Here is an 11956-nt window from a genome sequence, read left to right on the forward strand (position 1 = left end):
GACGATCACGCTCCCTGGCTCGGCGGGGGGTGGCTTCCCTCCCTAGCCCACTTCGCCCCGGCTTGCGCCTCCAGCGCGCTCCTCCGCTCGTCCGCCTCCCGGCTCTCCCTCCCGGCGGGGCTAACAGCGGTGATGAAAATTTGTGGCCAAGCCGGAAATCACAAGGTATGTTGGGTCGCCGCCTGGAAGCGGTGGGCGCACACGTCATGCAGGTTCGGACGGAGTATCGTTCGAAGCGTTCGTGGGCCGAGGATCCCCCCCACCTCGGCCCACGGCGCACTTTTTCCCCGGCGGCTCGGAGGTGTTCTGGCTTCGCGGCGCGCCGAGGGCTCGCGCGGTGCGTCGGCGCATCTGGTGGACGCGGGGCCGCTTGGGCAGGATGAAAGCCCCATGGCTCCCTCTCATCCCGAGTCTCCCATCGAGAAGCACCTGCGCCGCATGATGGATGCCCTCGCCGAGGGCCGGAAGCGTCATGCCGAGTGGTTGGAGAAGTGGGAGCGGATGGAGGCCCGGGAGCGGGCGCGCTGGGAGCGCCTGGAGGGCGAGGCGCGCGAGGAGGGCAAGGGCGGGGCGGACTGGGAGAAGTGGGCGGAGCGGTACGCCGGGGGCGTGGAGCAGTGGGCGCAGCGCCAGGCCCGGCAGGTGGAGGCGTGGGCGGAGAAGAGCTCCAAGCGCGCGGAGAAGTGGGCCTCGCGGGTGGAGCGCCAGCATCGCCGCAAGGAGTTGCGCCGCGAGCGGCGGGAGCAGCGCCGGGAGCGGGAGCGCGCGCGCAAGGAGCGTCTCCGGGAGGAGGCCCGTGCCAACCCCTTCCAGGGAGCGGTGTTCGCGGCGGCGGCGCTGGTGATGGTCGGGATGGCCATCTACTCCTTCGAGGAGATGTGGTGGCTCATCTTCGTGGCGCTCGGCCTCGGCTCGTCGGCGGCGGGCACCTTCTGGCGGGCACGGCAGTTGGAGGTGGCGCAGCGGGCCCGGTTGGGTGAGGGCCTGGAGCAGGGCACGTCCGCGGCCGGGCCGGTGCATGTCGCGGCCCCCGAGCCGACGCGCGAGGGGGAGGATCCCCGCCGGGCGCGGGTGGACACGCTGTGCGACAAGCTGCTCGGGGAGCTGCGCTCGGGGCCCGGGGTGCTGCGCGACGTGGTGCACCAGCCGGAGCAGACGGTGGAGGGGCTGCGCAAGAGCTGCCACGAGCTGGCGCGCCGTGAGCGGGAGCTGCGCTCGCTCTCGCCGCCCCAGGAGGAGCGCCGGCTGGAGGAGGAGCGGGCGCGGCTGAGCGCGCGCGTGGAGTCCGAGACGGACGCGGTGGTGAAGGAGCGGCTGGAGAAGACGCTGCGGTTGCTCGACGAGCAGCGCCAGCAGCGGGCGGAGCTGGCCACGGCGGCCTCGCGCCTGGAGGCCGAGCACATGCGCCTGTTCTACACGCTGGAGAACCTCTACACGCAGGTGCTGCGGGTGCGCTCGGCGGACGCGGCGAGCGCGGACGTGGCGGGCGCGGGCCTGCGTCAGAGCGTGGAGCAGCTCGGCCTGGAGATGGACGCGGTGGCCAGCGCCCTGGAGGAGGTCCACGGCGAGCCGTCCGGCGTGGGTGCCCCCAGGGGGCGCGTGCCTACTCGTTAGCCTGGGTGCTGGCGGGCGCGCGGGATGGGCTCACCCGCACCGTCTTGATGTTGAGGAACTCGAGCAGGCCGTGGCGCGCCAGCTCCCGCCCGTGGCCCGAGTGCTTCACCCCGCCGAAGGGCAGGCGGGGATCGCTCGCCACCGAGCCGTTGATGCTCACCGTGCCCGCCTCCAGGCCGTCGATGAAGAGTCGCTGCTCGGCCTCGTCCCGCGTCCACACCGTGGCGCCCAGGCCGTAGGGTGTGTCGTTGGCGATGCGCAGCGCGTCCTCGGTGTCCTTCGCCCGGAAGAGCACCGCCACCGGGCCGAACAGCTCCTCGCGGTGGGCGGGACAGCCGGGGGGAGGGTGGGCGAGCACCGTGGGCGGGTACCAGAAGCCGGGCCCCGGGGGCTTCTGGCCGCCCAAAAGCAGCGTGGCGCCCGCGGCCACGCTCTTCTCCACCTGCGCGTGCAGCCCGTCGCGGATGTGCGCGAGCGCGAGCGGCCCCACCTCCGTGCCCGTCTCCAGGGGGTCGCCCACCACCACGCGCCGCATCCGCTCGACGAAGCGGCGCTCGAACTCGGCGTAGATGGAGGCGGGGGCGATGAAGCGCTTGGCGGCGATGCACGACTGTCCGTTGTTGATGAGCCGGGCCTTCACCGCCGTCTCCACCGCCGCGTCCAGGTCCGCGCCAGGCAGCACCACGAAGGGATCGCTCCCGCCCAGCTCCAGCACCACCTTCTTGAGCTGCCCGCCCGCGCGCGCTCCCACGTCCCGCCCCGCGCCCTCGCTGCCGGTGAGCGTCACCGCCTTGATGCGCGGCTCCTCGATGAGCCGGCGCACCTCGTCCACCTCCACGAACAGCGTCTGGAAGGCCCCGGGCGGAAAGCCCCCACGCGCGAAGAGCTCCTCCAGGGCGAGTGCGCATCCGGGCACGCTCGGGGCGTGCTTGAGCAGGCCCACGTTGCCCGCCATGAGCGCCGGCGCCGCGAAGCGCACCACCTGCCAGTAGGGGAAGTTCCACGGCATGATGGCCAGCACCGCCCCGAGCGGCTGGTAGCGCACGAAGCTCGTGTCGGGCGCGGTGTCCACGGGCTCGTCCGCCAGGAAGCGCTCCGCGTGCTCCGCGTAGTAGCGGCAGGTGGCGGCGCACTTGAGCGCCTCGGCGCGCGCGGCCTCCAGGGGCTTGCCCATCTCGAGCGTCATCGTCCGCCCGTGCCGCTCCGCCTCCTCCTCCAGGAGCCCGGCCACCCGCCGCATCCACCCGGCGCGCTCGGCGAACGAGGTGCCACGCAGGGCGCGCAAGGCCTGCTCGGCCCGCTTCAACCGTTCCTCCACCTCCTCCCAGGTGTGGGGGGCGAAGGTGCGCAGCGTCTGACCGGTGCGGGGATCGATCGTGGCGAAGGGCAGGGGGCTCTCCTGGCGGGAGGGGGCCCGGAGTGTGGGTCTCCGTCCCGCGCGCCGACAAGGCGCATGCGCCCCGCCCCGTTCACGGTCCGACGTCCGGGTTTCGCCGGGAAGGCCGGGAACGTCCACTCACCCTGACAAAAATGTCGTGCCTGTCGGGAAACACGGGTTTTCTGCTTCACTTTTGAATCCAGGAGTTCACTTTTGACGCATTCACGGGGTCTCCTCGGACAAAAGGGCTTTCTTTTGTTTGATGGGGCGGTGATGTTTCACTGCTGACGGTGAGCTTTTTGAGGTATTCCCCTTCTTCCGAGGGCTTATCGGCTTGGCCCATTTCCTGCTTTATCTCCACTCTGTTGGATGGCGAGGTAGGACGGACGGGTGGTATCTGTTTTGCTTATTTTGTTCATAAAGTTTCTTGAAGAGGGACCCATGCGTTTCAATTTCCGCCACATCCTCCCCCTCGCCCTGCTGTCGACGGGATGCGGTGTCGAATCGTCTTTGCCCGAGCAGTCGCAGGTGGGGAGCGAAGTCGGGCAGCAGGAGCAGGTGGGGGAGCAGGAGCAGGCACTGTCGATGCGGTTGTTGCCGCTGCTCGACTTCCTGGTGGAGGCGGGTGACGTGCGCCTGCTGGGGGACTTCACGCGCGAGCACGTGACGGGCGACATCTACCACTACCGCGTGCGCGTGCAGGTGGGCCCGGACGCGCAGCACGACGTCATCGGCCTGCACCGCGTGGTGCGTGAGTACTTCCCGTGGCAGCCGGTGTCCGCCCCCGAGTCCGCCTTCCTCGTGCACGGGGATGCGTGGGACTTCCAGGGCGCGTTCATGGCCAGCACGCTGACGAGCGCGGTGCGCACGGAGCAGTCCTTCGCCGTGTACCTGGCCAAGCAGGACGTGGACGTGTGGGGCATCGATCTGCGCTGGACGCAGGTGCCGCTGCAGACGACGGACTTCTCCTTCATGAAGAAGTGGAACCTGGGCACCCACGCGCAGGACGTGGGCAAGGCCATGGCGGTGGCGCGCCGGGTGCGTACCCTCACGGGCAGCGGTTTCGGCAAGATGAACCTGCTGGGCTGGAGCCGCGGGGCGCAGGTGGCCTACGCCTACATGAGCGCGGAGACGCGCGAGCCGGCGTCGCAGCGCCACGTGAGCGGCTTCATCCCGGTGGACATGGTGTTCAAGTTCGGCCCCGAGGCCGAGACCGAGCGTCAGGCGGCGTGCGTGCGCGCGCAGGCCGGTGAGGCCATCCTCGCCCAGGGCCGCTACGAGGGGAACCTGGGGGGTCCGGGCGCGGGTCTGGCCATCCTGGCCGTGGGGCAGGGCGCGCAGGAATCGCCCGACACCCCGGCCCAGCCGCCGCTGCCGCCGCTGCCCTACGGACAGCTCGGTGTCGCCCTGGGCGCGGCCACCTACTCCTTCATCTCCGCGCCCGTGCCCTACTACCACTTCACCGCCGGCGAGTTCGCCAACGGCGCGCTCGTGGGGTTTCGGTATGTGATGGCGCCGCAGTTCTTCGACTTCCTCGCCTCGGCCAACCCCTACCAGAGCCTGCGCGAGCAGGTGGAGGGGGATGAGTTGCAGTGTGGCACGAGCAGCCTGCCCTATGACGACTACCTCAAGGACGTGAAGGTGCCGGTGCTCTACGTGGGCGCCGCGGGCGGCTTCGGCGCCTACGGCGAGTACTCGGCCAAGACGCTGCTGGGCAGCAAGGACGTGACCATCCTGCGCGCCCAGCGCGACCTGGATCGCGCCGCCGAGTACGGCCACGCGGACCTGTGGCTCGCCAGTGACGCCCAGGCGAAGGTGTGGGAGCCCATCTACAAGTGGATGAAGAAGCACTAGCAGACGGGCGTGGGGGCCTCGGGGTCCCCGAGCCGGTCCGGGGCTCCGCGCCATGCGCGGGGCCCCTCGTTTTTTCCGTCTTTTGTCTTTCCGACCAAACCGCGCCTTGCCCGGGGCGTTGGGCGGGGGACTCGTGCCATAGAGGAGGGCCCGCGCTCCGGGACTTCCCCCGGGCGGCACCGAGAGCCTTGCCACCATGGTCGACAACATCTGGACGGACTTCGCCCAGAGCTACGATGCGATCTGCTCCCAGCTCAACTGCTACCGGCGGATGGTCGACAAGATCCTGCGCGACACCCAGGGGTGCGAGACCGTCATCGACGCCGGGTGCGGCACGGGACTGGTGAGCCAGGCGCTCGTCTCGCGCGGCCTCTCGGTGGTGGGCTTCGACAACAACCCGGGCATGCTCTCGCTGGCCTTGCGCAAGCAGGCGGCCCTTCCAACGGAGGAGCGCCGGCGCTGGACGGTGCTGGAGGGCGACGTACGCTCCTTCCCCCCCGGGGTGCCGGCGCTCGCGGATGCCGTGGTGCTCAACAACGTCCTCTTCTACGTGCGCGAGCCGGAGGAGGTGCTGCGCGAGAGCCTCGCGCACCTGCGGCCGGGCGGGCGCCTCATCTCGGCGGGTCCCCGGAAGCGGCCGGACCTCCAGAAGGTGATGACGAAGTCCATCGAGGAGTGGCAGGCCGAGGGCCGCTGGGACGCGGCCCTCCAGGCCACCACCGCCTACCACGTGGACCTCACGCGCCGGCTGGTGACGGACCCCAACGAGATGGTGACGTTCTTCGAGCCCGAGGTGCTCGTGGAGACGCTGCGGCGTCTGGGCTTCTCGCGCGTCATCGCGGCGGACAACGACGACTACTACGGAGAGAACTACTACGTCTGCATGGCGCGCTGAGCCCCTCGCGTTGGCGGCCTGACGCCCGCGCCGGGCGTCAGTGCAGCACGCCGAGCAGGCGCGCGTCGTTGATGATGCGGTTGCCGTCCGCCTTCAGGCGGCTGGTGAGGAAGGGGGCGATGGCATCGGGCGTCTTGTGCAGGCGCGCGTAGTTGCTGTCGTAGATGCGCGTCACGATGAGCTGCGCCGAGGCGATGATGCGCTGCAGGTTGTGCTGCAGCTCGTTGCCCTCCATGAGCAGGTGCAGCTCGCAGATGTACTTGCGGTGGTCCTCGAGCATCTTGAAGAGCGCCTTGCGCTGCTCGCTGTTGGGCACGCGCGCCTTGGCCCCCGTGACGATGACCACGCACAGCTGCTGGCGGTGCGCCTCGTAGGCCTCGCGGAAGCGGGCGGTCACCAACTGGATGTCCTGGGTGCTGGGCGGCTGCTCCCACCGGATGAAGAACACGCGATTGATGAGGGCTGTCTTGTAGTTCGGAGGGGCAACGGTGGCAGTGGTAGTAGTGGTTGCGGTAGCGAACATGACCATCACTCCGAGAACGGCCGTACGGGAGCCCGAAAATGCATTTCGAGCGGGCTGACGCGCCCGGCACGGCGACGACAGGGTGACGGCAATCTGGGGTGCCCCCGGGCCTTCCCCAAGGCCCTCCGGCCTTCTCTGCCTCCGGGAACACGAATGGCCCCGCGCCAATGTCCATTGGTGCACGACCCGCGCGTTGGCCCGCCGACACTCCGTGGACCCATCCGCTTCCGGGATGGCGGGGCGTCTAGGGTGTTGTGGGCATGCGACCCACGCTTCATCGACTCCGGGCGCATCTGGTGCGGTGGAGCGGCACGGATGTGTTCGGACTGTTGCTCGTCCTGTTGCTGCTGGGCGGTGGTTTCCTCACCCTGTTGGAGGAGGTGCGCGAACAGGACACCCAGTCCCTGGACGAGCAGGTGCTGCGCGCGTTGCGGCGCGCGGACGATCCGGCCGAGCCGCTCGGGCCGCGGTGGCTCGCCGAGGCGGCGCGGGACGTGACGGCGCTGGGCAGTCTGACGGTGCTCACGCTGGTGGTGATCGCCGTGTGCGGCTTCCTGGTGCTCGTGCGGCGCTGGCGCACCATCGCCCTGGTGCTCGGCTCCACGCTCGGGGGCACGGGGGTGAACGCGCTCTTGAAGAACCTGGTGGCCCGGCCGCGGCCCTCGGTGGTGCCGCACCTCACCTCGGTGCTCTCGGAGAGCTTTCCCAGCGGCCACGCGATGCTCTCGGCCATCGTCTACCTGACGCTGGGCGCGATCCTGTCCGAGCTCGTGGAGAAGCGCTGGCTCAAGGTGTACCTGCTGACGGTGGCGCTCGGGCTGACGCTGCTCGTGGGGCTCACGCGGGTGTACCTGGGGGTGCACTACCCCACGGACGTGGTGGGCGGGTGGATCGCCGGCCTCGCGTGGGCGCTCGTCGCCGCCCTGGTGGCACGCGTGGCGCGGCGCAGGAGTCCCGGTCTGCGCGAGGAGGCGCGCGGCGACACCGCCCCACCGTGAGCCCGCCACGAGCCCGCCGCGTGCCGCTCCGGGTGGCCACTCATGGTAGGCAGGGGCCGTGGACGATCTGGACACCCTCCGGCGCGAGCAGCACAAGCAGCGCCTCTCCTGGATGCCGTGGTTGTACTTCACGCTCAAGCCGCGCCACCGCGCGTGGGCCGAGGCCTGGCAGCGCGAGGTGCAGGCGCGGCTGCTCGAGCTGGAGACGGTGGAGATCGCCGAGGGCTGCTTCATCTCCCCGGACGCGCGGCTGTTCGCCGAGCCGGGCCGGCCCATCCGCCTCACGGGCCCCGGGGTGAGCATCGCCGCGAACGCCTTCGTGCACGGCCCGGTGGTGCTCGAGGCCGGGGTGAGCCTCAACGCGCGCGTCAGCCTGGATGGGGGCGCCGCGGGCATCCACATCGGCGAGGGCAGCCGCATCGCCACCGGTGCCACGCTCTACGCCTTCGATCATGGCCTGGCGCCGGACCGGCCCGTGCGCTCCCAGCCCGTCACCTCCCGGGGCATCGTGCTGGGCAGGGACGTGTGGGTGGGCGCCAACGCCGGCATCACCGACGGGGTGCGCATTGGCGATCACGCCGTGGTGGGCATGGGCGCCGTCGTCACCCGCGACGTGCCCGCCTGGGCCATCGTCGCCGGCGCTCCCGCGCGCGTCATCGGTGATCGCCGCGAGCGCCCCTCCTCCGGTACTCCCTCCTCCGGTGAGCCCAACGACGGGTGACCACCACTGGACATTTCAGGCGCCTGGATCTCCGGGGCGCCCTCGTCCTTCTGTCCACTCACTCGTCCCGGGGGGCGGGATTTTCCTCCGGAAAGGCGCGTTTTCCAGGGGCGGACTTATGCTTTGGGACATTCGAGCGCCCGCGGCCGCGAGGGGGGATGGCGTGGCGTGGGCTCACGGGGGGTCCCCCTTCTGCACTGGGGAAAAGGAGTGAGGCCATGTCATACCCGCAACCGTCTCAAGTCACCGAGGAGCGCCCGGGGGCGCGGGAGTCCTCGCGATGGGCCCCGCTGGCACCCGCCGCGAGTCCCCGCCCGGGGTTGTCCGCGGACGCGCTGCGCTACCACTTCCTGGCCGAGCGGCTCAACGAGGTGGTGTTCCACCTCGACCGCCAGGGGCACTTCACCTTCCTGAGCCCGGCCTGGACGTCCCTCACGGGAGTGTCGGTGGAGAGCGAGCTCGGCCAGTCCCTGATGCAGCGGGTGCACCCGGAGGAGCAGTCGGACGTGCGGCGCCTGCTGGAGTCGATCGCCGCGCGGGTGCAGGCCTCCTTCCGGCTGGAGGTGCGGCTGCTCACGTCGCGGGGGACGCAGTGGGTGGAGCTGGCCGCCTTCAGCTCCCCCACCGGCCAGGGCGAGCTGCTGGGCACGCTGACCGACATCACCGAGCGCCGGCAGCTCCAGGCCCGGCTCCAACAGGCGGACCGCCTGGCCACGCTGGGGATGCTCGTGCCGGGCTTCGCGCACGAGATGAACAACCCGCTGGCCTTCATGGCCGCCAACCTCGACTACCTGCTGACCAGCATGGCCCAGGCGGGCGCGGCGGGGGCGCCCGCGTCCGAGGTGGCCGCCTGGCGCGAGGCGGTGGAGGAGATCATCGAGGGCTCCGAGCGGCTGCGGCGCACCCTCGGCCACCTGCGCGGCTTCCGGCCGGAGCCGGGCCAGGGCCCGGTGGATGTGAACCTGCTGCTCGATACGGTGGGACAGCTGGTGTCCAGCGTGCTGCGCTCGCGTGGCCGTCTGGTGCGTGACCATGGTGCCCGCTCGCTCGTGCCCGGCGGCGGGGGCTCGCTGCGCCAGGCGCTGCTCAACCTCGTGCTGCACGCGGTGCTGTCCCTGCCGGACGACGGGGAGGACCCCGAGGCGCACGAGGTGCGGCTCGTCACCCGCGACGACGGCCAGGGCCACGTGGTGATCGAGATCCATGACACCGGCCCGGGCCTCGCCCCCGAGCTGCTGCCCCACGTCTTCGAGCCGCTCTTCCCCTCGAAGGGCGGGAACTCCTCGGGGCCGGCGCTCTGCGTGAGCCGCGACATCGTGCGCGAGCTCGGCGGGGACATCGAGGTGACGTCGTCGCGGGGCCGGGGCACCACGTTCCGGGTGACGCTGCCCGGCGTCTCCTGAAGGCTGCCCCGAGGTGCCCCAAGGACGTCTCGCGGGGCGGCACGGGCGCCGCTCAGCCGCAGACGGCCTCGGCGGTGCAGCTCCTGTTCTTGTCGCACTTCTGGCAGACGACACCGCCCCGGCCGCACCGGTCCGCCGTGGTGCCCACGTCGCAGACGTTGCCCGTGCAGCAACCCGCGCAGCTCTCCGGCGAGCAGACGCACTGGCCACTCACGCACTGCTGTCCCGGGCCGCACGCCTGGCTGTTGCCACACCGGCACTGCCCGAGCAGGCAGCGGTCCGCCGTCCGGGGCGAGCAGGCGGGGCTGGCGCCACACGCGCAAAAGCCCCGGCCGTCACAGTGCGAGGCGAAGTTGGGATCACACGCGGTGCAGGCGATGCCGCCCGTGCCACACGTGTTGAAGGTGGACGGGGTGCACTGGCCCTGGATGCAGCACCCCTCGCACCCCACGCAGAAGGTGCCGGGGTCGGGGGGGGTGGTGGGCTCCAGCCGCAGGGACACCTCCACCTCGTACCCATCGCGGATGTCCGCGCCCCCCGTCCCGCGCGCCACCACCGTGCCGTCGCGCAGTCCCTCGACATTCACCTCCGCCCGCACGCCGTTGGGCACGTCCCCGAGCACCACCCGCAGTGTCTCCCCGCTGTTGAGCACCCGCTGGGCCTTCTCGGGCAGCACCTGGGGGCCGAAGTGGGGCTGCCCATCCACGTCTCCCCACACGCGCACCTGGGTGAGGAGCAGCGAGGGATCGAACTCCGTGGTGACGTAGAGTGCCGTTCCCGAGGCCTTCGCCGGATCCCGGCAGGCTCCCAACAACACGGCGCCCACGAGCACCAGTCTCCAGCCCCATCGGATTGATTCAGCCGCGCCGCGCATCATGTCGGAGAGGAGCGTAACTCCTGCTTCCGCGGACCGCCTTTTCCATGCTGCTCGCGGTGCCACGTCAGACACCCTCCGTGTGGCCGAGTGATGGAAAGCGGACAGCGCGCGTGGGATTCAGGAGCAACGCGAGCGCAACTCCTGGGGGGAAGCCAGGCGGGGAGGGCCCAGCCGCGCGAGCAGCTCGCGCAGCCGGGGCGAGGGATGGAGGAAGCGCAGCCCCACGCCCGGGGGCTGGCGGCGGGAGCGGGCCTGGAGCGGGTCCACGTGCCGCACCACCTCGCCCACGCACTCCAGCTCCTCGCCTCCCATCTGCAGGGTGAACTCGAGCCGCGTGGCGAGCGCGGGCAGGGGCTCGGCGCAGCACATGAAGAGGCCGTCGTGGTGCAGCTCGCTGCAGTGCACCACCACCTGGTGGGCGCCGCCGCCGCCCAGGTGCACGCGCGCCGTCCAGGTGGGCGGTGGGGTGGGATCATTGGGCTCGGGCCGCGCGGGGAAGGAGGGAATGGGCAGGCGGCCCGAGGGGCGCAGCGGGACGCGGGGCGCGGGGCGCGGCGCCGTCCTCACGGCGGTGAACAGGGCCTGCTTGAACTCGGCCGCGCTGGCGAAGCGCTCGTCGGGGTCCCGGGACAGGGCGCGCAGCAGTGCCCGCGACAGCGCCTCGGGGACCGCGGGCGCCAGCTCATGGGGCGCGATGGGGGGCGGAGGTGGCCGGGGCGCGAGCACCAGCTCCGCGAGCTGGCAGCGCGGATAGGGCAGCTGGCCGGTGGCGAGCAGGTAGCCCGTCACCGCGAGCGAGTAGATGTCCGCGCGTCCATCCACCTGCTTGCCCACCCACTGCTCCGGCGCCATGTACGCGGGCGTTCCCATCACCTGGCCGCCCAGGTTCGCCTGGGGGGGCAGGGGCTCGTGCCGCGCGTGGGCCACGCCGAAGTCGAGCACCTTGAGCACCGGGGCCTCGCCCGGGCGCTCCACCATGAGGAGGTTGTCCGGCTTGAGGTCGCGGTGCACCACGCCGCTGCGGTGCACGGCCTCGAGCGCGTCACACGCCTGGACGAGCAGCCACGCGAGCAGGCTCGGCTCCATGGGCCGGGGCAGCCGCGACAGGGGCGTGCCCTCCAGGTACTCCATGACGAAGTAGTTCAGGCCCTCGCGCGACTCGTCGATCTCGAAGATGCGCACGATGTTGGGATGGCCGATGAGGTTCACCGTGCGCGCCTCGGCGGAGAAGCGCGCGCACAGCGTCTCGTCCCGCGCCAGCTCCGGGTGCATCACCTTCACCGCCACCCGGTGCCCACCCATGCGCTGCTCGGCGAGGTACACCGTGCCCATGCCCCCACTGCCCAGCGGCTCCAGCAGCCGGTAGTGCCCGAGCATGCGTCCACACAGGTCCACCCGGGTCGGCCTCAGCCTGGGCTGACGGCGCGACATCCGATCCGTGATGTCGGCCCCCGTCCATGTCGACTCCGCGTCTTCTGACAAACAAAGCTCTCGATTCATGAGTGTCGGCCAGGTGGGCGATGAGGAGCCGTCAATGCCCTGCAATCCCCATGCACTGTCCTGGAGGGCACCACCCCTTTCCGGCCTCGTGAAGACGCGGGTCTGGAATGTCCATTCCCGGACGGGCCGAAAGGCATTGTACGGAATGTTCAATTCGTTCTGCCGAAGAGACAGGAATTGCTCAAAACTTCCA

At 71.0% G+C, this 11956-nt stretch carries 10 protein-coding genes; 6 read left to right on the forward strand and 4 right to left on the reverse strand.

The window, feature by feature from the left end; all coding sequences use genetic code 11:
- The first annotated feature begins 390 nt into the window (after nucleotides 1-390).
- Entirely contained in the window at nucleotides 391-1614 is a 1224-nt protein-coding gene (locus tag CYFUS_RS04310; RefSeq protein WP_095984074.1) for a hypothetical protein, read from the forward strand.
- On the opposite strand, the gene CYFUS_RS04315 is transcribed toward CYFUS_RS04310, so the two are convergent.
- Nucleotides 1604-3004: an NAD-dependent succinate-semialdehyde dehydrogenase gene (locus CYFUS_RS04315; protein WP_095991794.1), complete on the reverse strand. Its 1401-nt coding sequence runs from the start codon at nucleotides 3002-3004 to the stop codon at nucleotides 1604-1606. The genes CYFUS_RS04310 and CYFUS_RS04315 overlap by 11 nt on opposite strands.
- A 429-nt stretch (nucleotides 3005-3433) precedes the next feature.
- On the opposite strand from CYFUS_RS04315, the gene CYFUS_RS04320 reads away from it, so the two are divergent.
- Both CYFUS_RS04320 and CYFUS_RS04325 read left to right on the forward strand, forming a co-directional pair.
- Nucleotides 3434-4846: a hypothetical protein gene (locus CYFUS_RS04320; protein WP_095984075.1), complete on the forward strand. Its 1413-nt coding sequence runs from the start codon at nucleotides 3434-3436 to the stop codon at nucleotides 4844-4846.
- Nucleotides 4847-5042: 196 nt separating this feature from the next.
- Entirely contained in the window at nucleotides 5043-5741 is a 699-nt protein-coding gene (locus tag CYFUS_RS04325) for a class I SAM-dependent methyltransferase (RefSeq protein WP_095984076.1), read from the forward strand.
- 37 nt (nucleotides 5742-5778) lie between these two features.
- Here the strand turns inward: CYFUS_RS04325 and CYFUS_RS04330 are convergent, their stop codons facing one another.
- Entirely contained in the window at nucleotides 5779-6264 is a 486-nt protein-coding gene (locus tag CYFUS_RS04330; RefSeq protein WP_232537361.1) for a DofA protein, read from the reverse strand.
- A gap of 260 nt (nucleotides 6265-6524) precedes the next feature.
- Between CYFUS_RS04330 and CYFUS_RS04335 the strand changes: the two genes are divergently transcribed.
- The 3 genes from CYFUS_RS04335 to CYFUS_RS04345 all read left to right on the forward strand — a co-directional run bounded on the left by CYFUS_RS04335 (nucleotide 6525) and on the right by CYFUS_RS04345 (nucleotide 9386).
- Nucleotides 6525-7262 (forward strand): phosphatase PAP2 family protein, encoded by a 738-nt coding sequence (locus CYFUS_RS04335; RefSeq protein ID WP_232537362.1) that lies wholly within the window; start codon nucleotides 6525-6527, stop codon nucleotides 7260-7262.
- A 112-nt stretch (nucleotides 7263-7374) separates the two neighbouring features.
- Nucleotides 7375-7983 (forward strand): acyltransferase, encoded by a 609-nt coding sequence (locus CYFUS_RS04340; RefSeq protein WP_095991795.1) that lies wholly within the window; start codon nucleotides 7375-7377, stop codon nucleotides 7981-7983.
- Nucleotides 7984-8201: 218 nt separating this feature from the next.
- On the forward strand, nucleotides 8202-9386 hold the full coding sequence (locus CYFUS_RS04345) for a two-component system sensor histidine kinase NtrB (protein ID WP_198316452.1): 1185 nt from the start codon (nucleotides 8202-8204) through the stop codon (nucleotides 9384-9386).
- A 52-nt stretch (nucleotides 9387-9438) separates the two neighbouring features.
- On the opposite strand, the gene CYFUS_RS04350 is transcribed toward CYFUS_RS04345, so the two are convergent.
- Complete coding sequence (locus CYFUS_RS04350) at nucleotides 9439-10218, reverse strand: hypothetical protein (RefSeq protein WP_095984080.1); 780 nt, start codon at nucleotides 10216-10218, stop codon at nucleotides 9439-9441.
- A 162-nt stretch (nucleotides 10219-10380) separates the two neighbouring features.
- Nucleotides 10381-11763, reverse strand: coding sequence for a serine/threonine-protein kinase (locus CYFUS_RS04355; RefSeq protein WP_232537363.1), 1383 nt, complete (start codon nucleotides 11761-11763; stop codon nucleotides 10381-10383).
- Nucleotides 11764-11956 lie beyond the last annotated feature (193 nt).

The organism is Cystobacter fuscus, from assembly GCF_002305875.1.
In the GTDB taxonomy this organism is placed as follows: Bacteria; Myxococcota; Myxococcia; order Myxococcales; family Myxococcaceae; genus Cystobacter; species Cystobacter fuscus_A.

Bases quoted from the DNA above. Each gene is read 5' to 3' on its own strand.
- CYFUS_RS04310 (WP_095984074.1), top strand. From the start codon at position 391: ATGGCTCCCTCTCATCCCGAGTCTCCCATCGAGAAGCACCTGCGCCGC.
- CYFUS_RS04320 (WP_095984075.1), top strand. From the start codon at position 3,434: ATGCGTTTCAATTTCCGCCACATCCTCCCCCTCGCCCTGCTGTCGACG.
- CYFUS_RS04325 (WP_095984076.1), top strand. From the start codon at position 5,043: ATGGTCGACAACATCTGGACGGACTTCGCCCAGAGCTACGATGCGATC.
- CYFUS_RS04330 (WP_232537361.1), bottom strand. From the start codon at position 6,264: ATGTTCGCTACCGCAACCACTACTACCACTGCCACCGTTGCCCCTCCG.
- CYFUS_RS04335 (WP_232537362.1), top strand. From the start codon at position 6,525: ATGCGACCCACGCTTCATCGACTCCGGGCGCATCTGGTGCGGTGGAGC.
- CYFUS_RS04340 (WP_095991795.1), top strand. From the start codon at position 7,375: ATGCCGTGGTTGTACTTCACGCTCAAGCCGCGCCACCGCGCGTGGGCC.
- CYFUS_RS04345 (WP_198316452.1), top strand. From the start codon at position 8,202: ATGTCATACCCGCAACCGTCTCAAGTCACCGAGGAGCGCCCGGGGGCG.
- CYFUS_RS04355 (WP_232537363.1), bottom strand. From the start codon at position 11,763: ATGAATCGAGAGCTTTGTTTGTCAGAAGACGCGGAGTCGACATGGACG.